Source organism: Pontixanthobacter luteolus, assembly GCF_009828095.1.
Taxonomy (GTDB): domain Bacteria; phylum Pseudomonadota; class Alphaproteobacteria; order Sphingomonadales; family Sphingomonadaceae; genus Pontixanthobacter; species Pontixanthobacter luteolus.
In genome coordinates this window covers 973362-996690 of the sequence record NZ_WTYP01000002.1, presented here as the reverse complement: position 1 = coordinate 996690, position 23329 = coordinate 973362, and the positions used below count along the sequence as shown (strand labels likewise).

General features: G+C 58.9%; 21 protein-coding genes. 16 read left to right on the top strand and 5 right to left on the bottom strand.

Going from position 1 to position 23329, the window contains the following annotated elements; all coding sequences use genetic code 11:
* Positions 1-22: 22 nt before the first annotated feature.
* Entirely contained in the window at positions 23-1675 is a 1653-nt protein-coding gene (locus GRI43_RS13190) for a tetratricopeptide repeat protein (protein ID WP_160731540.1), read from the bottom strand.
* A 149-nt stretch (positions 1676-1824) separates the two neighbouring features.
* Here GRI43_RS13190 and GRI43_RS13185 point away from each other — a divergent pair, with 149 nt between their 5' ends.
* Both GRI43_RS13185 and GRI43_RS13180 read left to right on the top strand, forming a co-directional pair.
* Positions 1825-2544, top strand: coding sequence for a hypothetical protein (locus GRI43_RS13185; RefSeq protein WP_160731539.1), 720 nt, complete (start codon positions 1825-1827; stop codon positions 2542-2544).
* Complete coding sequence (locus GRI43_RS13180) at positions 2537-3142, top strand: RNA polymerase sigma factor (protein ID WP_160731538.1); 606 nt, start codon at positions 2537-2539, stop codon at positions 3140-3142. Before GRI43_RS13185 ends, GRI43_RS13180 begins: the two co-directional genes overlap by 8 nt.
* Positions 3143-3182: 40 nt before the next feature.
* Here the strand turns inward: GRI43_RS13180 and GRI43_RS13175 are convergent, their stop codons facing one another.
* Entirely contained in the window at positions 3183-4958 is a 1776-nt protein-coding gene (locus GRI43_RS13175; protein ID WP_160731537.1) for a sodium:solute symporter family protein, read from the bottom strand.
* Positions 4959-4968: 10 nt separating this feature from the next.
* Entirely contained in the window at positions 4969-5241 is a 273-nt protein-coding gene (locus GRI43_RS13170) for a DUF4212 domain-containing protein (RefSeq protein ID WP_160731536.1), read from the bottom strand.
* Positions 5242-5408: 167 nt separating this feature from the next.
* On the opposite strand from GRI43_RS13170, the gene trhO reads away from it, so the two are divergent.
* Genes trhO through GRI43_RS13150 form a run of 4 tightly spaced genes read left to right on the top strand, consistent with a single transcriptional unit; the run spans position 5409 to position 9871 of the window.
* A complete protein-coding gene (gene trhO / locus GRI43_RS13165) occupies positions 5409-6368 on the top strand; it encodes an oxygen-dependent tRNA uridine(34) hydroxylase TrhO (protein WP_160731535.1) in 960 nt (319 codons plus the stop codon).
* The gene (locus GRI43_RS13160; RefSeq protein ID WP_160731534.1) at positions 6361-6969 is read left to right on the top strand and encodes a glutathione S-transferase; all 609 of its coding nucleotides are present in this window, start codon (positions 6361-6363) and stop codon (positions 6967-6969) included. The genes trhO and GRI43_RS13160 overlap by 8 nt, the downstream gene beginning before the upstream one ends.
* The gene (locus GRI43_RS13155; RefSeq protein WP_160731533.1) at positions 6966-8960 is read left to right on the top strand and encodes an alpha-glucosidase; all 1995 of its coding nucleotides are present in this window, start codon (positions 6966-6968) and stop codon (positions 8958-8960) included. The genes GRI43_RS13160 and GRI43_RS13155 overlap by 4 nt, the downstream gene beginning before the upstream one ends.
* Complete coding sequence (locus GRI43_RS13150) at positions 8957-9871, top strand: aldo/keto reductase (protein ID WP_235903764.1); 915 nt, start codon at positions 8957-8959, stop codon at positions 9869-9871. The genes GRI43_RS13155 and GRI43_RS13150 overlap by 4 nt, the downstream gene beginning before the upstream one ends.
* A gap of 17 nt (positions 9872-9888) precedes the next feature.
* On the opposite strand, the gene GRI43_RS13145 is transcribed toward GRI43_RS13150, so the two are convergent.
* Positions 9889-10836, bottom strand: coding sequence for a TauD/TfdA family dioxygenase (locus GRI43_RS13145; protein WP_338090052.1), 948 nt, complete (start codon positions 10834-10836; stop codon positions 9889-9891).
* Between the two features lie 77 nt (positions 10837-10913).
* Between GRI43_RS13145 and GRI43_RS13140 the strand changes: the two genes are divergently transcribed.
* From GRI43_RS13140 to GRI43_RS13100, 9 genes are all read left to right on the top strand, one after another.
* Positions 10914-11894, top strand: a complete 981-nt coding sequence (locus GRI43_RS13140; protein ID WP_160731532.1) for an alpha/beta fold hydrolase — start codon at positions 10914-10916, stop codon at positions 11892-11894.
* Positions 11876-12424 (top strand): DUF4402 domain-containing protein, encoded by a 549-nt coding sequence (locus tag GRI43_RS13135; protein ID WP_160731531.1) that lies wholly within the window; start codon positions 11876-11878, stop codon positions 12422-12424. The genes GRI43_RS13140 and GRI43_RS13135 overlap by 19 nt, the downstream gene beginning before the upstream one ends.
* A gap of 101 nt (positions 12425-12525) precedes the next feature.
* The gene (locus GRI43_RS13130; RefSeq protein WP_160731530.1) at positions 12526-13083 is read left to right on the top strand and encodes a DUF4402 domain-containing protein; all 558 of its coding nucleotides are present in this window, start codon (positions 12526-12528) and stop codon (positions 13081-13083) included.
* Between the two features lie 168 nt (positions 13084-13251).
* Entirely contained in the window at positions 13252-13752 is a 501-nt protein-coding gene (locus GRI43_RS13125) for a DUF4402 domain-containing protein (RefSeq protein WP_160731529.1), read from the top strand.
* 69 nt (positions 13753-13821) lie between these two features.
* Positions 13822-14373, top strand: coding sequence for a DUF4402 domain-containing protein (locus tag GRI43_RS13120; RefSeq protein WP_160731528.1), 552 nt, complete (start codon positions 13822-13824; stop codon positions 14371-14373).
* A gap of 62 nt (positions 14374-14435) precedes the next feature.
* Positions 14436-15392, top strand: coding sequence for a fimbrial biogenesis chaperone (locus tag GRI43_RS13115; protein ID WP_235903763.1), 957 nt, complete (start codon positions 14436-14438; stop codon positions 15390-15392).
* Positions 15389-19411, top strand: coding sequence for an SdrD B-like domain-containing protein (locus GRI43_RS14080; RefSeq protein WP_160731527.1), 4023 nt, complete (start codon positions 15389-15391; stop codon positions 19409-19411). Before GRI43_RS13115 ends, GRI43_RS14080 begins: the two co-directional genes overlap by 4 nt.
* 23 nt (positions 19412-19434) lie before the next feature.
* A complete protein-coding gene (tdh, locus tag GRI43_RS13105) occupies positions 19435-20463 on the top strand; it encodes an L-threonine 3-dehydrogenase (RefSeq protein WP_160731526.1) in 1029 nt (342 codons plus the stop codon).
* 2 nt (positions 20464-20465) lie between these two features.
* Entirely contained in the window at positions 20466-21650 is a 1185-nt protein-coding gene (locus GRI43_RS13100) for a glycine C-acetyltransferase (protein ID WP_160731525.1), read from the top strand.
* A gap of 23 nt (positions 21651-21673) precedes the next feature.
* On the opposite strand, the gene GRI43_RS13095 is transcribed toward GRI43_RS13100, so the two are convergent.
* Positions 21674-22498 (bottom strand): DUF2569 domain-containing protein, encoded by an 825-nt coding sequence (locus tag GRI43_RS13095; RefSeq protein ID WP_160731524.1) that lies wholly within the window; start codon positions 22496-22498, stop codon positions 21674-21676.
* Between the two features lie 602 nt (positions 22499-23100).
* Between GRI43_RS13095 and GRI43_RS13090 the strand changes: the two genes are divergently transcribed.
* Complete coding sequence (locus GRI43_RS13090) at positions 23101-23295, top strand: Flp family type IVb pilin (protein ID WP_160731523.1); 195 nt, start codon at positions 23101-23103, stop codon at positions 23293-23295.
* Positions 23296-23329 lie beyond the last annotated feature (34 nt).

Here is a 23329-nt window from a genome sequence, read left to right as displayed (position 1 = left end):
ATCCCGCTGCTATGTTTGCCCCTTAGTCGGTGTAAGTCGCAGCCTGGTTCAATCCATCTTTCAGCGCGGCGTTGCGCGACACATCGAGGTAGGGAAGCCAGTCGATGAAATGCGGTTTGAATTTGGGCTGGGCTGCCAGCATTTCCGCATAAGCAGCTTTTGCCTCCGTCATTCGGTTCAGGCCGGCGAGAGCATTGATCCGGGCCACATGGGATGACCAATAGGCCGCTCTGCGCGACAGCGAAGCCTCAGCATGGACAATCGATTCTTCCAGATTGCCTTCGGTCAAATGGGCCATCGCCAATTCGCCTTCGGTGAAAAACAGATCGAAATCGTTGGGGCTAAGACGAATAGCCGTCTCGAGCGTTTCGATGGCCTCTTCGGTCTCGCCCTTGTGGTAGAGCGAACTGCCCAGCTGGGCATGCGCCATCACCAGGCTCGGGTTCAATTCCACGGCGCGGCGCAGCAACCCTTCTGCGCGGAGCGGCTGATGCAGCCAGAACTCCGCAATGCCAGCAATCATATGCCCGCGGGCATCGCTGGGATCGGCAAATATCGCTGCCTGGGCGGACTTGCGCAGCGCACGAATTTGTTCCTCTGACCCGCGACTGAGCCAAAGCTTCCTGACAGTCAGCCATGCCCGTTCGATCATGACTTCAGATGAATTGGGTTGCAGCTCTGCCGCCTGATCGAGAAGACCTTCCGCGATTGCGATATCCTCATCGGTCAACCTGACGAGATGCCAGCGCGCCTTCCAGATCAACTGCAGCAAGTCCGGATTGCGGTCCGTCGTTCCGATAGCGCGCAATTGCTCACTGTGGTCGATCCTGTGATCCAGCGCGGCGGTCAGACCATCCAGCGTCGCCTCGATTGCATCGGGGTCTTCAATTGCCTTGAGTACTATTGCCTCGTTCCACAAAGTCTGACCGCTTTCAGCATCAGCCAGACCGATGGACAAGCGAAAGCCGGACCCAGACGAACGCAGGCTCCCTTCCACGATATACCGCGCGCCCAATGCCTGGCCGGCAGCGACGGGGTCGGTCAGTTCCGGTGCCAAGGCAAAACTGGAACTGCGAGCAATAACCGGCAACCAGCGAAGCCGTGACAGGCGATTGATCAATTCTTCGCCAAACCCATACGCTGCGAACTCCAGCTCGGGTTTGGGCGGTTCCATCCGGATCGGCAGCACAGCAATGGCCAGCTTGGTCGGCTTGACTTCAGAGGCATCCAACCCTGCATCTGCCTGAGCCGGCAGGCTGGAACCGTCGGAGGAGCCGCTCAACTCGCTGCGTTTCTCCCGCAGCCAGTCTTCGAATGCCTCCTCCCCAGCAATGTCCATTCCTTCGAGGAATTCTTCGCCAGTGGACCCGGTATTTTGGAAGACATCGATCCAAAGCTGGTCCGTATCCACCCAAACCCGGCTACTGTCAGCCTGCAAAAGTGCCGGCTCCGACCCGTTGACGGCCTTTTTAAGGTTCGAAAGTTCTTTGCGCAGGCTGGCCTTGGCCTGTTCGGACGGCTTCGCACACCACAGCGTGCTTTCCAGCCAACTGCGCGATCTTTCCCCGCGCGGCGATGTCGCAAGGATCGCGAGCAGCGCCTGCCCGCGCTTGCTGGTCACAGCGACACGATTGCCATCGGCACCGTTCAGGCCGAACGGCCCCAACAGCGTCAAACGAAATAGTGCCCCCTGATCAGGAGTTGCCCTCGTACTCCTCATGCAGCCCAAATAGCAGGTAACATGGTTAAAGGGCAACTTTTTCACGCATTTGGAACGCTGCTGGGACGCCGGTCGGATGCCTCACCGATATCCCTGCAGCCATTATGACCCATCAAACCTATCCATTCCGCATTTATGATCAGGTCCTCACGCAGTTCGAGGCCGGCCAGATCAAACAGGGCACACTCATGCTTGCAGGTGTCTTCGACGGAATTCTTGCAAGTGGAGGTGATCTCAAACGCTGGCGCCTCGATCTCAAGCGGCACCCTTTGCGGGACCTGCTCAGCTACAGCCCGCCGGTTGAAGGATCGGAGGCCCCGCCGCCTGCACGGTCGCCAGCAGCGTTCCCGCAAAGCTCGGCGCTGACAAATGCAGTCGATGAATTTTCAGGCAACCGCGCAAGAGCGGCCCGGGCGAAGTTGACCGAGCAGGCGCTAAGACAGGCGATCAAAAGCGGAAAGCTCATCAGTTTTGCAGACGGCACGGAGCAGGACGGTTCATGCGATTTGATCGCGGCACCGCACCTCCCCGACAAATGCACGGAACAAGAATTGATTGCCGAGCTAAGCGCGCTGAAGGCCAAACTCGCATCTGGCGGGACCATCCTGATTTCCAGTCTGGTGCCGGGTTATTTCGGCATTGGATGGCAGTATGTCTGCAATGGCGTTCAGCCATTTTGCCACGATGAAGATACGCTATCGCAGGTGGCGGCAGAAGCCGGGCTGGCTCTCAAACATTTCCGGGACGCGAGTGATTGCCTGATCTGGGGCGTGTTGTCCGTCTCAGAGCGAGACGCGGACGGGCTGGATATCTTCGATGGATAGCGGCGCGCTATTGAGGGCAATCGGCAGAGGGGATCGCGCTGCATTCACCCGGCTCTACCGAGAAGTCAGACCAGCGATGATGGCTCATGCTGCTGCGATCCTGAAGGGTGACTTCAGCACCGCCGAAGACGTGGTGGACGAGGCATTCACCGATATCTGGCGGCTTGCAGGCAAGTTCAAGGACATCAACAATGCGCCTGCGTGGATCAGGCGGATCGTGCGTAACAAGGCGATTGATTACCTGCGCAAACCGGCAAGCCGCGAGACGAGCCAGGAAAGCGCATTCTTTGAACACTATGAGGATCAGGCCCCAAATCCTGAAGAAGCGGCGATGATCGATGATGATAGTCGCTGGCTTCGCAGCGCACTGGCAATTCTGAACTTGGATCAGAGGGAAGCTGTCGTGCTCTGCTATTTCGAGGCGATGCCATTGCAGGAAATCGCGCAAGCGACCGATTGCAGCGTAAACACGGTCAAAACGCGGCTACATTATGCGCGCCGGAAACTGCGCGGCTGGATGGAGGCGCAGAACCAGAGCAGCGCCGCACCGGAGCCCGCGAACAATCGCGACATTCCGCGGTTGAAGTTGGTCAGCTAACCACAGTCACAGGACGGCAAAGCGCAAATCCCTTGCTCGATCAGTGTTCCCTGGCCTGACGTGCGCCGCGCGGTACCCTGATCATTTCGACCAGCTGACCAACTTCTTGCGGTGGAGGCGGGGTAAATTTGGCGACGATGATGGCTACGCTGAAATTGATCAGCATACCGATTATGCCGATCCCCTCCGGAGAGATACCCAGAAGCCAGTTCGCCGCCACATTGGCCTGCGGGGCCCAAAGCTTGAAATAGGCAATATAAAGGAAGGTGAAAGCAAGCCCGCTGACCATCCCCGCGATCGCGCCCTCCCGGTTCATCGATTTTGTGAATATCCCCATGAAGATCGCTGGAAACAGCGATGCTGCCGCCAATCCAAATGCGAATGCAACCACCTGAGCAACCCAGCCGGGAGGGTATATCCCGAGGAAACCGGCAACGATGATTGCCGCGCTGGCGGCGAGGCGGGCTGCACGCAATTCACCCTTTTCCGAAATCTCGGGCCGGAATGTCGATTTCAGAAGATCGTGGCTGACCGCTGCAGAAATTACCAACAGCAGGCCCGCCGCGGTCGATAGCGCCGCAGCCAACCCGCCTGCGGCAACGAGCGCGATGACCCAGCCGGGCAGATTGGCGATCTCGGGATTGGCCAGCACCATGATGTCCCTGTCGACATAGACTTCGTTATCACTGCCCGCGCCAGGCGCATTCGCCAGCAGCCGTTCACCGCTGGGACCTGTTTGTTCGAGATATTCAGGCGCGCCTTCAAACGCGTCACCGCTGGCGACTTGCATCACCCCGTCGCCGTTCTTGTCCTGCCAGGCGATCAGATTGTTCGCCTCCCAATTGGTGAACCAGGCGGGGGCATCCTGATAGGCCGTCTGATGGACGGAATCGTTGAAGTTGATGCGTGCAAAAGCAGCAACTGCGGGCGCGGTCGTATAGAGCAAAGCGATAAAGACCAGCGCCCACCCGGCCGACCGGCGCGCATCCGAGGCCTTGGGAACGGTGAAGAACCTGACAATGACATGCGGCAGTCCCGCTGTGCCCACCATCAGCGCCGCGGTGATGCAGAACACGTCGACCGCCGATTTGCTGCCCTGCGTATATGCTCCGAAGCCCATCATTTGCAGAGATTCGTCAAGCTTCTGCAACACGGTAAGTCCGGATCCGTCATTGACCACGGAGCCAAGCCCGAGCTGCGGCACGGGATTGCCGGTGATCAGCAGCGAAATGAAGATTGCCGGAACCAGATAGGCAAAAATCATAACGCAATATTGCGCTACTTGGGTGTAGGTGATCCCCTTCATCCCGCCCAGCACGGCATAGACGAAAACGATCGCCATCCCGATGACAACGCCGATTTCCACCTCCACATCGAGGAAGCGCGAAAACACGATGCCGACACCGCGCATTTGCCCCGCAATATAGGTGAAACTGATGAATATCAGACAGATTACCGCGACAGTTCGCGCGGCCTTTGAATAGAACCGCGTCCCGATGAAATCAGGCACGGTGAACTCGCCGAATTTGCGCAGATAGGGCGCCAGCAACAGTGCGAGCATGACATATCCGCCCGTCCACCCCATGAGATAGACCGAACCGTCATATCCCAGAAACGCGATCAGACCGGCCATGGAGATAAATGATGCCGCGCTCATCCAGTCGGCAGCCGTCGCCATCCCGTTTACCACCGGGTGGACGCCGCCGCCCGCGACATAGAATTCCCGGGTTGATCCGGCCCGCGACCAGATGGCAATGCCGATATACAGCGCGAAGCTGAGGCCGACGAAAATGTAAATCAGGGTTTGCGTTGTCATGGCCGCGACCTCAATCGTCCAGATCGAATTTGCGTTCGAGGCGCTTCATCCGCCAGCTGTAGAAAAATATCAGGACAATAAAGACGTAGATCGAGCCTTGCTGGGCAAACCAGAACCCGAGCGGCAAACCGCCGATCATGAATTGGTCGAGGAATGGGCGGAACAGGATGCCGGCTCCGAAAGAAACAAGGAACCAGACGGTCATCAGCGCGCACAGGAGACGGATATTCGCTTTCCAATATGCGTCCGCCCTTTTGGAAGCGGCATCTGAATTCTTGTCCATCGCGGTTTCCCCTCCTATGCGACTATGCGTATTCGCACTGTGCATGGCATGCCAGCAATCTGGCGGCCTGAAAATACCGGCATGAAGATCGCGGTGCGTAATTCGCGCTGCAGAGCAAAGCCGCCGCAAGTTCGGGCAGTGCCGACGAAGGACACGAAAACAGACCCATGACCGACAAGACTTGCCGCCCCGAGAGCTTTACCGTTGCGGCCCTTTATCAATTCACATCATTCGATGATCTGGCGGCGGTCCAGGCACCGCTGGCTGAACTGTGCGAGCGAAACGGCGTCAAAGGCACGCTGCTGATCGCGCGGGAGGGCATCAACGGGACGATTGCCGGATCGCAAGCAGGTATCGACGCAGTTCTTGCGCACATCCGAACCCTACCCGGATGCGACACCATCGAAGTGAAGTTTTCCCATGCACCATCGATGCCATTCCGCCGAATGAAGGTCCGGCTGAAACGCGAGATCGTGACCATGGGCCAGCCGGACCTCGACCCCGTGGGCGATGTCGGCACCTATGTTTCACCCGAAGACTGGAACACGCTGATCGACGATCCCGATACGATCGTGATCGACACCCGCAACGATTACGAAGTCGGCATCGGCACATTCGCCGGGGCAATCGACCCGCAGACGGAAAGCTTCCGCCAGTTCCCCGAATGGTTTCGCGAAAAACGCGCGGAATTCGAAAAAGAGGGCAAGCTGCCCAAGATCGCGATGTTTTGCACTGGCGGCATACGCTGCGAAAAATCGACTGCTTTCCTGCGCAGCGAAGGGGTAGACGAGGTTTACCACCTCAAGGGCGGTATCCTGAAATATCTGGAAACAGTGCCGGAAGAAGAAAGCCGCTGGGAAGGTGATTGTTTTGTTTTCGATGAGCGGGTCAGCGTTAGACATGGGCTCGAAGTGGGCGACTATGCGCTGTGCCGGGCGTGCCGAAATCCGCTGTCGTGCGAACAGATGCAATCGGAAAAATACGTCGAAGGCATCAGCTGCCCGAACTGTTTCGATACACGGACCGATGAACAGCGCGCCCGGTACGCCGAACGCCAGCGCCAGACCGAACTCGCCAAACAGCGCGAGGCGGGAAGCGGGGGAATGACGGAAGGGTCCGATGAATAAACCGGTCCTCTACAACTTTCGCCGCTGCCCTTACGCAATGCGCGCCCGCATGGCTCTGGCGGCCAGCGGGATCGAACCCGAATTTCGGGAAGTCAAATTGCGCGAAAAGCCTGCCGAAATGCTGGAAGCCTCGCCTAAGGGTACGGTCCCGGTGCTGGTGCTTGAAAACGGCAAGGTGATCGATGAAAGCATCGACGTGATGCGCTGGGCGCTGGGCCGGAATGACCCGGAAAATTGGCTTCAAGGCGCCGATTTCGATCTGATCGAGATGAATGACGGGCCATTCAAACATCACCTTGATCGCTACAAATATTCGACCCGGCACGGCAGCGATGCCGAGGAACACCGCGCCGCGTGCCTTGCGATCCTGCGGGACCTGGATGAAAGAATCGGCACCGGCCCCTATCTGCATGGGCAGAAGCCGGGATTGACCGACGCGGCGATCATGCCGTTCGTCCGCCAATTTGCCGCGACTGACCGGGAATGGTTCGACACCCAGCCGATCCCGAATGTTCGCCGCTGGCTCGATACAATGCTCGAATCCGAATTGTTCAAGGCGGTCATGGTCAAACGCGACCAGTGGCGGCCAGAGGCAGGATGACAATCGACAGTCTTGAGCTGTTCGCCGCGGAAGACAGCTTTCAGATCCTCCTCGGCAGCAGGGTCCTGCTTAGCCACGATCCGCATCGGCCAGCATTTTTCGCCGGCTCGGGCAGGCCGGACGTTCATTCGGACCGGGGCCATTTCAGTTTCAGTGACGAACTGGCGTGGAAGGGGCCGCTCTCAGTTGTGCGGCAATCCGGCCTCTCTGTAGAATTTGGGCGCAGCGGCGGCACGGAAACGATTCTGACGATGACGCTGGACCGGATGGCAATCCGGCTGGAATGCACTGACCCTGAAGTAAACCGGTTCTGGATCGACTTCGAAGCCAGCGAGAGAGAATACGTGTGGGGCTGCGGGGAACAAATGTCCTACCTGAATCTGCGAGGGCGCAAATTCCCGCTATGGTGCGGTGAACCCGGCGTCGGCCGCGACCCGCATGGCATACCGGCCAGCGCGTTCAACCCAGCACGCATCGGGGATTACTGGACAACCTACTATCCGCAGCCGACATTTCTTTCCTCGCATCGTTATGCGCTGCACGCCGATACCCGCGCCTATGCAGAATTCGATTTCACATCGGACGACCAGCACAGACTGCACTTCTGGGACGTTCCGGCGCGTCTGGAAATTTTCGCGGCCGCTGACCTTTCGGGACTTGTCAGCCAGCTGTCCGACCGTTTCGGAAGACAGCCGCAATTGCCGGAATGGGCAATTTCCGGGTCGATCATCGGCCTGAAGGACGGTGAAAACAGCTTCGCCCGGCTCCAGCGGATAATCGATGTGGGGGCAAAGGTCAGCGCGCTCTGGTGCGAGGATTGGGCGGGCATCCGCCAGACCAGTTTTGGCCGCAGGCTTTTCTGGGACTGGAAGGCAGACCAAACGCGCTATCCCGATTTGGCAGACAAGATTGCAGGGCTGGCCGATCAGGGCATCCGGTTTCTCGGTTATGCGAACCCCTATCTTGCCGCCGACGGGGAATTGTTCGGTGAAGCAGCCGCTGGTGGGCACTTCGTTTTAAACCCTGACGGCGATGCGCCCTATCTGGTCGATTTCGGGGAATTCGAATGCGGCCTGATCGACCTTACAAGCAGTGCGGCGCGCGATTGGTTCGCCGCGCGTATCCTGCGCCGCGAAATGCTGGATTTGGGCATGGCAGGATGGATGGCCGATTTTGGCGAATACCTGCCGGTGGATGCACGGCTGTCCGATAGATCGGACCCCATGCTGACGCATAATGAATGGCCGGTGTTGTGGGCCATGACCAACGCGGCGGCGGGGGATGCGCTGTTCTTCATGCGGTCCGGCCATAGCGAGGTCGGCGGTTTCTGCCCGCTGCTGTGGGCCGGCGATCAATCGGTAGATTTTTCGCGGCATGACGGGATCGGCACCGCGATATGTGCGGCGCTGTCAGCCGGGCTGGTCGGCAATGCCTATCATCACAGCGATATCGGCGGGTACACCAGCCTTGATGGGCGCACGCGGTCGCCCGAATTGTTGATGCGTTGGTCTGAACTGGCCGCGTTCACCCCGGTCATGCGGACCCATGAAGGCAACCGGCCGGAGGACAATCTTCAGATCGACAGTTCTCCTGCAATCCTGACGCATTTTGCGTGGATGTCTCAGGTCCACTCGGGTCTGTCCCCCTATGTCAGGCATCTGTGTGAGGAAGCGGAGCGCACCGGCCTGCCCCTGCAGCGCCCCGTATTCATGCATTATGAAAGCGACCCGAACACGTTCGATTTGCAATGGCATTATCTCTATGGCCGCGACCTGCTCGTTGCCCCGGTGATTGAGGAATTTGCCGATCGCTGGCCAGTCTATCTCCCTGCAGGGGACATTTGGGTCCACATTTGGACCAATCAGACCTTTGAAGGCGGGCAGTGGATCGATATTGACGCGCCATTGGGCAATCCGCCCGTTTTCTACCGGAAGGGAAGCAGCTTTTCCGCGACCTTTCAGGCAATAGCAAAAACCAGGACCTATCAATGACCGAAACACCGCTACCCGCGATCAAGGCCGAACGCGAACTGTATGCCGGAGGTCCGAAAATCTCGGCCGCAGCCTGGGGTATGTGGCGCTTCCACGGTGTGTCAGTCCCGCAGGCGCGCAGCTTGATCGATGCCGCATTCGGGGCCGGCATAACTCTATTCGACACCGCCGACATCTATGGGTTCAACGGTTCGGAAGGCTTCGGCGATGCAGAGACATTGCTGGGCCAGGTGTTCAGCGAAACGCCCGGTCTACGCAGCAAAATGGTACTTGCGACCAAGGGCGGCATCATTCCCGGAGTGCCGTATAATTCGTCTGCCGAATACCTTTCGCAGGCGCTCGATGCCTCCCTGTCGAGGTTACAGGTGGAGCACGTGGATTTGTGGCAAATTCACCGGCCGGATATCCTGACCCATCCAGATGAAATAGCCCGCGCGCTGCAAGACATGGTTACAACGGGCAAAGTCGGCGCGGTCGGCGTATCGAACTTTACGCAGGCGCAGATCGCGGCATTGCGCGCAGCTCTCGATATTCCGCTGGTCAGCAGCCAGCCTGAATTTTCGCCGCTCCATCTGGATCCGGTATTAAACGGGGAATTCGACGATGCCGTCCAGAACGGAATGGCGATCCTTGCCTGGTCGCCGCTTGGAGGCGGGAGGATTGCCTCTCCGTCGAACGAGCGCGAGCAGGCTGTCGCGCAAGCACTCGACCAAGTGGCCAGTCAGTTCGACGTATCGCGCGCCGTCGCCGCCTTCAGCTGGGTAGCCGCGCATCCCGCACGCCCCATTCCGATCGTCGGCAGTCAGACAGCGCAGCGGATTGGCGAGCTTGCCGATCTGGCTAAAGTCGAATGGACACGCAGCGCATGGTATTCGGTTATGCAAGCTTCGATGGGCAAGCCTTTGCCCTGAGCTGGGGCAGCCAGCAATCAGCGAAACAGCGAGGCGAGCACCCTGCGTTTGCCCGCGAACGGCCGCCTGCCGTGCATGACGGTGAAATTGTCGACCAATACGACATCGCCTACCTGCCATTGGTGATCGTAGACCAGATCATATGCCAGTTCGATTGCGCGCATCATGGCAGCGTGATCGATCGGGCTGCCATCGCCCAGGCTGATTGACTGGGATGCTTCATTGCGGCTGTCCGACCACCCGCGATATGCGGCGATCAGCTGATTGAAAAAGCTCCTGTCCCCGCTCGGCAGCACCCACACTGCGTCAAGACGCGGCGTGGTTATGCGGAGCGAGCCGTCTTCCTGCCATTCCCAGCTGTAATTCAGTTCAGCAAGACGCGCTTCTGCGGCGGTCCGGCTTTCCGCCCCCAATGTCGATTTCCAGCTGCGCCCCTGCCCGGAGCCCGGATCGTCTTCGGCCGGCATGGTGTTGGAATAGCGGACGCCCTTCTCTTCGAATGAAGCAATCAGATCCGGCAGTTCGGCGCGCAGTTTTTCCAGCAGCACATCGGACCGGCAAAGCGGTGTTTCGCCCCCTGATTCAGGCGCAATCTCGCAGAAAAACATGAGCGAGGAGGGAAAGATCGGCGTTTGCGCCATCTCATGATGGAGGAAAATTTCGGTCGCTGGCGGGGCCTCGTTGGCCGTAAATACCCGCTCTGTGACGTTTACTCGCACCGCATTGGATAGCGATTTGGCATAGGCGAAGTTCTCCCCTCCCCATGCCTGCACTGCCGCGTCAAAATCCTGACCGTCCGAAACATCGAAGCCGCGAAGGAGCACCGCGCCGCGTTCAACCAGCGCGCGTTCAATCGCCAACCGGTTCTCCCGAATGAACAGGCAAATGTCCGCCACGCCAGCGGCCGCGAACTGCGCCGGGGCGCTGTGGCTTGTATTGCTTTCCATCGCCCGATCTTCTGTCACCTAATGAAGCGCAGTCAACCGCATTCGAACCCATGCAAGACTGTCCAAACAAGTTTTGCAGTGGTAGCTAGTGCGCAATGAGTATTCTGGACCAGATCGTCTTCGGGAAAGTAAGTACTGCGCCCGATATCAGCCTGCGATACGCAGAGATGGGTAGCGGCCCTCTGGTGTTGATGGTGCACGGTTTCCCCGAAAGCTGGTATAGCTGGAGGCATCAATTGCCGGCGATTGCCAAGGCGGGATTCCGCGCAGTGGCGGTTGATGTGCGCGGCTATGGTGGTTCATCGGCCCCGAAAGAGGTGGAGGCATACTCGATGGCTGAACTCGCTGGCGATATGGCATCGCTTGCGCATAGCCTGTCGCCTGATCAGCCCGCTATCATTATCGGTCACGATTGGGGAGCACCGATCGCGTGGACTTCGGCGCTACTCCATCCGGATCGTTTCCGCGCCGTCTCCGGCCTGTCGATACCCCATTCTGCGCCCGGTCCGGTTTCTGCGGATATCCTGCAGGACCAGTTCTTCACCCAAAAGGGTCGGTATTTCTACCAGGTCGATTTCCAGGAAGTCGGCACCGCAGAGGCGGAGCTGGAAGCAGACCCTGCCGAAGTAATCCGCAAGTTCTACTATGCGATTTCGGGCGATGCCCCCGAAGGCACCTGGCCGGCGGACAAAAAACCAGGCGACGGACTGCTAAAGGGGCTGCCCGAACCACCGATGCCGCTGCCTTGGCTCGATCATGATGACGTAGCCTATCTGGCTGGCGAGTTCAGCCGGTCCGGCTTCCATGGACCGCTGAACCGCTATCGCAACCAGCGCCGCGATCACGCGATGTTGACCGCACTCGACAGCAATGTGATCCACCAACCCAGCCTTTTCATCGGCGGAACCAGTGATCTTGCGACCCGGCTTGCCGGCCCGGACAGCCTCGAAAAACTCGCGAAATTGCTACCGGGATTGCAGGGGCTGCACATGCTGGAGGGCTGCGGCCACTGGACGCAGCAGGAACGGTCCGGCGAAGTGAACGCCTTGCTTGTTGATTGGCTGGCAAAGCAATGATCCGGCGATTGTCCGCCATTCTGGCCGCATTGTGCCTACTGATGCAGCATTCGGCGCAGGCGGCACCGGCACAGTTGCGGATAATCCCGCAGACGGAACTGCGCTTCGGCACCTTCGCGGTCCTCGACCAAGGGTACCGGGTCGTCGGGCCAGCGGGGAATGTCCAGAGCGTCGGCGTATTTTCAACCACCCGCGGTGATACCGGACCTGCACGGTTCACGATTTCCTACGATCGGGGTTCCAACAGCCGCCGGGTATTGAACCTGCGCATCCAACTAGTTCTGGCTGCTGCCCCCGTTGTGACCCAAGGCGGGATTACGGCGCGGCTGACATCGTACCAGACGGATTTGCCCGGGTATGCATCTTTGGCCGCAGGGCAGGTCATCGAGATCAACATTCCCAATTGCCGCCAGCGCGTTTGCCAAAGGACATTTCACGTCGGCGGGCGCCTGGATGTTGACCGTAATTTCGGTGGAGGCACGGTGAGCCTGATGATTCCTGCAGATGCCGTTCTGATTTCTGTCCGGTAATGGCCGCCACTGCGGCGACGCACTGAACAATTACGGAACCTTTGGGGAAATACCTAGTTGTATTTAATGAATAATATTTTCAAAGGAGAAATACAGCCCAGATGTTTTATCGCGCGAAACTAGCAATACTTTCTGGTTTAATCGCGATGACGTGCGCTGTAGACTTGAGGGCCGAACCAGGCTCCTCTACCGATCGAGGGGTAGCCAGCGCCTCGATTATCAAGCCCATTTCTGTCTCTGCTCAAAAACGTTTGGAATTTGGCGGTGTCGCAGTGTCAGCCAATCAGGGCGGTAATGTAACCATCGACCCCTCTTCAGGAAACGCGGCCTATAACGGGTCTGCAAAGAAGATGTGCCTCACTGCGGTGCCGTGCGCACCAGGTCCGGCGGTTTATGCAGTGCAGGGAGAAAAAGACCGCGGATACCGTGTAATCTTGCCCACCACGGTCATGGCGAGTGCGCAGCGCGGCCCGGCCCCGGATCTTGTTGTATCACAAATTACATCGGCCAGCGAGAACAGGCCAAATAACGATTCGGCTGGACTATTGAATGCCAACGGCAGGGACACGCTGAGAATCGGCGGACAATTGGAAATTCCGGCTGGAACACCCCCCGGAAGTTATGCCGCAGAGATCACTTTAGTTGTCTCCTATGAATAACGGCAAATTAATTGACTGCTAAGTAGTCTGATTTTGCAGCCTTATTTCCGGTTAGAAATTGTTAAGACCTAAGCACTATCCCTTAGAGCATCACGAAGGGCACCAGCCTTTTGTGCAAAGGTGCGCCCCGAGTGCACCGACCAGGACCAGCCTTTGGGGAAGACCAAAATGAAAAAAATCGTTCTCGCAGCTTTCGCAGCTGCCATCGCAGTTCCGGCCGCAGCAGCACCGGGTGACACAGATACTGAAGCAGGTAGCGCTACTGCAACAATCATTGCACCGATCACTCTTACGCACACACCAAACGCAGCACTTGCTTTCGGTACGATCATTCCTGACACCACAGCCGCTGGTTCGGTAACCGTGACTGCCGCTGGCGCAGGCAGCGACGACGGCACCGCAACTCTGGTTGCTGGTTCGGTCAACACCGCTGACTCGTTCGACGTCACTGGCGATCCTTCGCGCCTGTTCGACATCACCACTACACCTGGTTCGGTTACCAACGGCACGCAGACTATGTCCTTCACGACTGCACCCTCGGTCGGCAGCGCGATCATCTCCGCTGGTGGTACTTCGGCCTTCACCGTTGGCGGCACGCTTTCGGTAGGCGCAGCGCAGGCTGCCGGTGACTACGTCGGCACTTACGACGCAACCGTCACTTACAACTAAGCTTCGGCTTTCGTAGGCGGGCATTCAACAGGAATGCCCGCCTATTTTCCCTCCGGACAGGTTTGCGAAATGGCCTCCACGGCATCACTCAGCTTCGCCTTGCGCGCCGCCGGATCAGCCCTGGCGCTGACCCTGTCGGCACAGGCAGTCGCTGCGCCGGGGGACACGCACACTTTGCAGGGGCAGGCAAGAGTCCGGATCATCGAGCCAATCGGTATCCAGAATGTTGCCGATCTGCGGTTTGGCCGGATCATGCAGCCTGCAACCGCAGGCACCGTGTCCATCGGCACCGATGGAGCTGTAACGGAAACCGGCGGAGCCATCGGTTCGACCACCACCCCGCAACTGGCGGGCGGCCAGGGCGCGGGTTCGTTTGCCGTATTTGGTGATCCTCGCCGCCGCTTCATCGTGACCGTGCCGTTGTTCGCAACCATATCGAACGGCACCAGCACGATGCTTGTCGATCAGTTTCAATGGATGGACAGCTTCGGCTTCGGCTTTGGCCGGATGGATACAAACGGGGTCGCCAATCTCAGCGTTGGAGCGCGCCTGAATGTGGGCGCAAATCAACAGGTCGGGACCTATTCGGGGACTTACGATGTCACCGTGCTTTACCTGTGACTCCCTGATGCTGTAGCGATAGGCCAGAGGCATGCTTCGCTGGTCGCATCACGGAATTCATAATGTCGTTCAATACTATTCATCCTGACTTGTTCGGTAGGACAAAACGCCTGGCACTGGTTGCTTTGGCGGCAATTTCATGCGCCATCTGCGGCAATTCGGCACTGGCGCAGTCAGATGAAACGGATGCCCCTGTCGCGGCTGAAGCGCCAGAGGGTTCGGTCGGCGGTTTCGGCGACATCAACCTGTTCCCGAAACGCGTGATTATCGACGGCCGCCGTCAGATCGCCACGGTCGGTCTTTACAACAAGACCACGAACAGCGGCGATTACGAGATCGAAATCGTCGATATGGGGATGAACGATCAGGGCCGGTTGCTCGTATTCGGTAACGGCTTGACCGATGCCGAACAGGCCCGGGTCAAAACGGCCAGCCCCTTCCTGCGTTATTCCCCGCGCCGCGTACGGCTCAGGGGCAGCGAATCCCAGATCATCAGGTTGATGGCGCGCGCCAGTGCAGACGTGCCGCCGGGTGAATACCGCTCGCACTTCAAAGTGACCGCAATACCTGACGATGAAGGCGGCGGCTTCTCGATCGACGACGCCATCGGCGGGGAGACCTCCGACGGTATCGGGGTGACCATCCAGCCGCGCTTCGGCATTTCGATCCCGGTGATCGTACGCATTGGCGACACCACGCTGGATGTCGGCATCAGGAACCCTGTTTTGCTGACTGCGCGCGACGGAACACAGGCAATCGGCCTGACTGTGACGCGTTCTGGCACCCGGTCCGCATTCGGCGACATCGAAATCACTGCGAGGGGCGCCAATCGTCCGGTCGCCTTCGCCCGCGGTGTGGGCGTTTATCCTGAACTGGCAGAACGCAAGCTGGTCATTCCGATCGACCCGGAAACAGAGCCGGGCACGATCGTATCGGGCAGGACTTTGACGATCACCTACACCGATGACGATGTCGAACCCGGCGCCAGACTTGCTGAGCTTACCTTCGTTATCCCGTGACCAGAAAACCGCTGGCCCGGAACGTAGGAACTGTCTGTTTAGGGACGGTTCTGCTCGGGTTGGGATGCACACCGCGCAACAGCGATGATGATGACGCTGCGGACAAGGGATTACCCTTTCCGGAGAAACCCGCACCCCGCACCGGTCCGGCGCCAACTGCGGCCGACATCCCGAGGCCGCAATTCGGTCCGCTTGCGCGCAAGACCATCGAAGCTCCGCCTCCGTCAGAGGAGGGCGGCGCTGTGCTTGCCCGGCAATCGGCCCAACGGGCGACTGAACGGAAGCCAAAAGAGCGGTTGCTTGCCACAGTCAGTGACCATTCGCTGGTCATCACGGAAAAGCCAGCTGCTTCGAATGGGCACCCGCCCATCACCTCCCCAGCGCCGGCTTCCTCGCCAAGCCTGATTGCGCCGCCTGAACCAGCGAATGAGGTGGCACCGTCAGCGGGTACTGAGACCGAAGCACCATTCGAAACCGAATTCGTTTCGCTGAGCACGGAGCAAACTGAGAAATTTCCGGCTGAGCAGAACGCTCCCCTCGAAGATAAAGTCGAAATTGCGACATCCGACCGCGGCGGCGCGGCAATAGACACCGAAACGCAATCGCTTACTTCGGAACAGACGGCAGACGCGTTCCCCGCACCAGATTTCATCCCGGCTGCAGACCAAGAAGTCGAACCAGCCTTTGGCAAGAAGCAACATCACGCGCTGCCACATGGGCTCGGCAACCGGGATACAGCGCCGGATATTGCGGAAAGCGCCGTACAGCAAACCTTGCCAGATGGCGCGCCAACCGAGACTTCCAAGCTTGTTGCGCAGGTGGCGGCCAAGACGCCGCCGAGCGTTGAGACCGAGCTGGAAGAACCAGCGGCGCTAGCCCGTGCCGATGAAGCACCTGCTGCGCCGCAGCCGGAAGAGCCTGAGGCGCCCGAGCCATTAGATGGCCCGGTTTTCGAACAGCGCGGGCCTGCGCTCGCACTGGCAGACAGCGGCCCAAGCATCCCGCAAGAAGCAGCAGATCAGGCTCAAACTTCCGGGTCGAGGCGAACCATTTCCGCTCGCGCCGCGCCGCAGGGTCCAGCCGAACCGTCAGCTGCCCCCTCTGCTGCGCCCGCCGGCATCAGCGAACAGCCCGGCGCCAGCGTTCCCTCGATAGCGTCCGTGCTGCCTTCGCGTCGCGTGCCGATACCGATGGTCAGCGTCGAGGCGAAAGTGCCGGATTCGAGCACGGTCACGCCGGCCAATGACGAAGGCGATCGGCCTGACCCACAGGCGGAACTGCCGCCGGCAGCTTCTCTCGTCCCTTCTCAGCGCTCTCAGACCTCGCTCGGTCTCTTCAAGCCGCCTGCGTCTGAGCCGGAGAACCCGCAGGCAGCAAAGCTGGGAAATGATCGTCAAACGGCGTTCACGGCATCCGCACAGCCCCCGGTACTCAGCTATCAGGATGAATTGATCCTGGAGATACAGATCAAGGGTATCGATGCCCGCGACACCATTTTCGCGTTCGGCACGCGTGACGGTGTTTACCTGCCGCTTGGCACGCTTGCGCGTATACTCGATCTTGCGATCACGGTCAGCGATGATGGCCACTATGCCAATGGCTGGGCGCTGGACGAGAACCGCACGCTGTCGATCAATATCCGCCAGGGGACGCTCGAGCTGGAAGGGCGGTCGCAGCCACTTCCCTCCGGTTTTGCCGCCGCGTTCGATGGCGAGATGTTCCTGCGTACCGATGCTTTCGAGCAGCTTTTGCCGCTGAAAATCGAGGCCGACTTGCGCTCTCAGGCGATCCTAATCGAGACGCTCCAGCCCTTCCCGTTCGAGGAACGAATGGCGCGCGAAGAGGAGCGCCGCCGGCTTGAAACCCGCGGTGTTAAACGCACCAGCCAAGAATGGCCGCGCAGTGAAACGCCCTGGCTTCTGGCATCGCTTCCGCTGGCGGACGTGGAAGTTCGGGCGCTGTCGGACAGCGTATTCGGTCCGCGGATTGAGGGGGATTTGCAACTGGCCGGCGATCTCGCCTTCATGACTGCCCAGGCCTATCTCAGCGGAGACACCAAAAACGGCCTGACTGCGTCGCTCATCGAGCTGGGCAGGCAGGACCCTGATGCGGACCTTCTGGGGCCGCTGGCTGCAACAGGTTTCGCGGTGGGTGATGTCGCAACCGTGTCGATGCCGGTCGGCTTGCGCAGTGTTTCGGGTCGCGGTGTTACCGTGACGAATACCCCGCAGCAGGCGTTCTCCGTCTTCGAACGTATCGATTTACGCGGCATCTTGCCCGACGGGTACGAAGTCGAATTGTATCGCAATGAAATTCTCGTCGGTTCAACCAGAGAAACCGTCAACGGCCAGTACGAATTCCTCCAGATCCCGGTCGATTTCGGGCTGAACATCTTCCGGCTCGTGTTCTTTGGGCCGCAGGGGCAGCGCAGCGAACAGGTCCGCAAGATCAGCGTCGGCGACGGGCGCCTGCCACCTGGCAAACTGGTTTACCGCGTCGGCGCGGTACAGAAAGACACCAATGTATTAGGGGTTCGCGGCCCGAACTATATCGCGCCTGCCGATGAGGGTAGCTGGCGCGCCACCGCCGAAGTCAGCTACGGCCTCAGTTCCGGACTGACCACGGTCATGAGCGGCGCATGGTATCAGACCGATACCGACGACAGCCGGTGGACAGCATCGGCCGGTGTGCGAACGGGGCTTGGCGGCTTCGCGCTGAAAGCTGATCTTGCGGCTGCTGACGGCGGTGCGATGGCCTTCAGCGGAGGTATTGGCGGCAAGCTCGGCGGGTCGGCGTTCACGCTCAGCCATGCCGAGTATATGGGCGACTTCATCGACGAAACCCGCAGCACAGGCGGAGAATTCCTGCGCCGTTCGACGGAACTTAATTTCAACACCTCGCTCAATCTTGGGAACCCGGTGACCGGCCTGACCATCCCGCTCAGCGCGAGGGCGCGCTATCTGGAAACGGCGAGCGGCCGGAAACAGACGAATGCCTCGCTGCGCGCGTCCACGCGGGTACCGGGCTTCCTTGTTTCAAACACGCTGGAATATTCGCACACAAGCCTCCCGGGGATCGAGGCATTTTCGCAGCTGATCGGCAATTTCGATCTTGCCACTGCGACCCGTTCCAAGGTGCGCGGCCGCGTCTCGGTCGGCTATCAGGTGATGCCGCAGCCCGAACTGGTTTCAGCCGGTCTGGAACTGGATTACGCTGTCGACAAAGACACAGCGATAAGAGGAACGGTCAGCTATGCGTTCCAGTCGGGATCCACATTGGTCGGACTTTCTGCCGTGCGTGATTTCGACAAATTCACCGTCGCGCTGGATGGCAATTATGGATTCACGGACGATACCTATTCGGTAGGATTGCGCGTTGGTCTGAGCTTTGGCCGCGACCCACTCAGCGGCCGCCTGTTCGTCGCACGCCCCGGTCTTGCGTCATCCGGCGGCGCGTCCCTGCGCGCCTTCAGGGACGTTGACGGTGACGGCGTTTTCGGTCCTGCCGATCACCCGCTGCCGGACGTGGATTTCATCGCCTTCAACCAGACCGGCAAAACGGATGATCAGGGTATCGCTCGGCTCAGCGGCCTCGGTGCAGGGCGCGGTGTCAGCCTGCAGGTGGAAGGTTCAAGTCTGCCGGATATCACCCTCGCCCCGGCGCTGGATGGAGTTGAAATTGTCCCTCGCCCTGGCCGTATTCACAAGGCCGAGTTCCCTATCATTGCCTTGAGCGAGCTCGAAGGCACCGTCAGTTTCGACAAGAATGGCAAGAAACGCGGTGTCTCGGGCGTCCGCCTCAGACTGCGTGACGAGAGCGGGAAAATCGTCAGCTATGCCAAGACCGAGGTCGATGGGTATTACTTTTTCGAACGGCTCAAACCCGGAAATTACACGATTTCGCTCGATGCTGATCAAACTGCCAAACTCAACCTGTGCACTGATCAGGAATACACGCTAACGGTCGGCTACGAATCCGACATCCTGACGCGCGACGTCGACATCAGGGTGTGCACCTAGTTACGAACCAAAAGGAATACCGAGTGAAGGCCCTCGTCAAAGCGAAAGCCGAACCAGGCTTGTGGCAGCAGGACGTGCCGATGCCCGAAGTTGGCATCAACGACGCACTGATCAAGATCAAACGCACCGCGATTTGCGGGACCGACATGCATATCTGGAAATGGGATGAATGGGCACAGTCCACAATCCCGGTCCCGATGGTTGTCGGGCACGAATTCGTTGGAGAAATCGTCGAAGTCGGCAGCAATGTCAGTGACTTCCACCCTGGGCAAATCGTTTCGGGCGAAGGCCACGTGGTCTGCGGGCATTGCCGCAACTGCATGGCCGGGCGCCGCCATATGTGCGCCAATGCCAGCGGCATCGGGGTGAACCGTCAGGGCGCATTCGCCGAATACCTGTCCATCCCCGCGGCCAATCTGTGGGTCCACAGCGACGGCATCGATCTGGATGTCGCATCGCTGTTCGACCCGTTCGGCAATGCCGTTCACACCGCGCTGCAATTCGATGTTCTCGGCGAAGATGTGCTGATCGTCGGGGCCGGTCCGATCGGGATCATGGCAGCCGCTGTTTGCCGCCATGCCGGGGCCCGTCATGTTGTCGTCACCGATCTCAATGACGGCCGCCTCGAACGTGCAAAACAGATGGGCGCGACCCGTACTGTCAACGTGACACAGGAAGACCTGAAGGAAGTCCAGAATAGCCTCGGCATGACCGAAGGTTTCGACGTCGGCCTCGAAATGTCGGGATCGGAAAAAGGCTTTGCCCAAATGGTCGACAATATGTGCCATGGCGGCAAGATCGCGATTCTTGGTTTGCCATCAGGTGATGTGAAGATCGACTGGCACAAGGTCATCTTCAACATGCTCACGCTGAAGGGGGTCTACGGACGCGAGATATTCGAAACCTGGTACAAGATGTCGGTCTTCATCGAAAGCGGCCTCGACCTATCGGGCATCATCACCCACCGCCTGCCCGCGGACCGTTTCGAGGAAGGCTTCCAGGCCATGCTCGACGGGTCTGCGTGCAAAGTCGTACTGAACTGGGAAGACTGACAATGTACGGACAATTTCAGGATCACCTCGCCGCGCAGCTGGCAGAGATCGAAGATCAGGGCCTGACCAAGCAGGAACGCGAGATCACGACCCGGCAAGGCCCGCATGTCGGTCTTGGCGCGGATGACGTGATCAATCTGTGCGCCAACGATTATCTCGGCCTGGCGGGTGACCAGCGGCTGGCTGATGCCGCGAAAGAAGCACTCGACACGCATGGCTACGGGATGGCTTCGGTGCGTTTCATCTGCGGCACACAGGACCTGCACAAACAGCTCGAAGCACGCCTTTCACGGTTTTTGGGGATGGAGGATACGATCCTCTACCCGTCATGCTTCGATGCCAATGGCGGCCTGTTCGAAACGCTGCTGACTGATGTAGACGCGGTCATTTCGGATGAGCTGAACCACGCCAGCATCATCGACGGCATCCGCCTCTCGAAAGCCAAGAGGTTCCGGTACAAGAACAACGACATGGCCGATCTGGAAGCCAAGCTGCAGGAAGCGGACGCTGCAGGTGCCCGCTTCAAGCTCATCACCACCGACGGTGTTTTCTCGATGGACGGCTTTATCGCCCGGCTCGATGAGGTATGCGATCTGGCGGAAAAATACGGCGCGCTGGTCCATTTCGACGATTGCCACGCGACCGGCTTCCTCGGCGATACAGGGCGCGGCACGCATGAATATCGCGCCTGTATGGACCGGGTCGACATCACCACCGGCACACTAGGCAAAGCTCTCGGCGGGGGAAGCGGCGGTTACACCAGCGCGAAGAAGGAAGTCGTCGCGCTGCTGCGGCAACGTTCACGGCCCTATCTGTTTTCGAACTCCGTTGCGCCGCCAATCGTGAACGGCGCGCTGAAGGCGCTCGACATCGCGGAAGATGGCGGCGCGCGGGAGCAATTGTTCAGGAACGCGGACTATTTCCGCAACGGCCTGGCAGAAATCGGGCTGGAAACCTTGCCCGGCGAACACCCGATCATTCCGATCATGCTCTACGATGCGAAAGTGGCCAAGGCATTCGCCAACAAAGCGTATGCGCACGGTATTTATGTAACCGCGTTCTCTTTCCCGGTGGTGCCGCGCGGCAAGGCCCGCATCCGCACCCAGATGTCATCCGCGCTGACAATTACGGATCTGGATCACACGCTGGAAAGTTTTGCGAAGGTGAAAAAAGAGCTCGGTATCTAGCAGGGACATCGCCGGCCGGTGCGTCAGGCGCTGGCCGGTTCCCTGTGGCGATATGTCACGTTAATTCGCCGTGACAGGATCAGGATGGGCAGCCAGATACACATGCTGAGCAGCACCTTCTGAACATTCCCGCCAAGCAATGTCACAAGAGCGGAGGCAACCATTTCCGGCGGCGGGACCAGGCTGACAAATTTCGCGATTGCCAGCTGCATCTGAAGGTCGAGCAGCCAGGTGAACACCAGCATTCTGGGGAACAGCGGAACCCCTTTCAGCGCCATGGCAAAACACACCATGTAAAAGAAATTCAGGATCACCAGATCCGCAGTCATCGCCAGCATCAGCCACTGGCCCCATTCCGGTGCCTGTGAATTGAGCGCGGGCACTGCCACCGAAAATTCGGCGGTCCGGATCAGGATGTTGAGCAGCAGACCGACTAGTATCGTCGCGACGATCCCGGACGGGCCATAGGCGCGATCCCGCCGTGCACCGTGCAGGTCGAGAGATTTCCACGTACCAAGCAAAGCTAGCCGCGATTGCGGTTGCTGGGTTTCTGCACCTTTCGGAAAAGTCGCACGGGCCAGAAAATATCCCGCAAGAGGTGCAGCGGCAACCAGCGCGTAGGGAAGTACCAGCTGCGCCAGAGTAATAATCGAATCCGGCGGTGTGGGGCTGGTCATGACCTTGAAACTGCACAGCAAGGCCATCAGCGCCGCCCACCCGGTGAATATTCGCGAAAGGTGAGCCTCAAGCAGGCGCGGAACTGCTGCGCTCTGCAACAGCCACCGGTCAGCATAGGCGCGGACGTGCCGCTCAGCCTGTTTCCCGATGATCTTCAGATCGCTCAACATTGCGTATCCTTGCCGATTTGCCCTTGATCCGGCGCAGCTCTGCGCCAGACCTATCAGGGAATTCTCGTTCCAGTTCCATAACCCACAAGCTCGCCCGGAGTGCCCGGACAGACTGCAAGTTATGAGCATACCCTTGCATCTTTTGGTTAATTTTTTGCGCCCTGAGAACCGCTGGCGAGTGGATACACAATCCTTGGACGAATCTCTGCGTTCCAAGACCATGCAAAATCGGAATTCTACGTACTGACAGATCAAATAGAATAAATTCTACGGGCATTTACGTAGAATATTGCGATTCGCGCCGACCTGTCAGCGTTCGCTTACGATTTTGATACAGATCAAATTCGATTTGCCGCCACTCATGGAAGCGCCAGAAAAATCTTTTCCCTTGTTTTTCCGATAGTTGCAAATTTAGCCGGCGGCCATTCCGTGCCATTCTGAAACGTCCCCGGCTCTACGGGTCATTCCCAATTCTTCCGGAGTGGCAGCCTCCTTAACCTCTTGTTTACCAAATTGATCGGTGCCCGGTCATGAATGGTTTGACGAGAGAAATTGTATCGGCGCGCAAAACAGTGCGCCGGACATGAATAGGGGTAATTGAAATGAAAACTTTCCTGAAAACTTTTGCAACAGACGAATCCGGCGCTTCGGCAGCTGAGTATGCTCTGATCCTCGCCATCGTCGGCGCGGCTATCGCAACAGCAGCTGGCCTGCTCGGCGGCGAAATTCGCGATGCGATCAACAACGCTGAAACAAATGTTGCGAACTCGCAGAATGCTCTGCCTGCTGCAGACTAAGCGAGCTTGAATATTCCCCCCGGCGGTTCGCGCC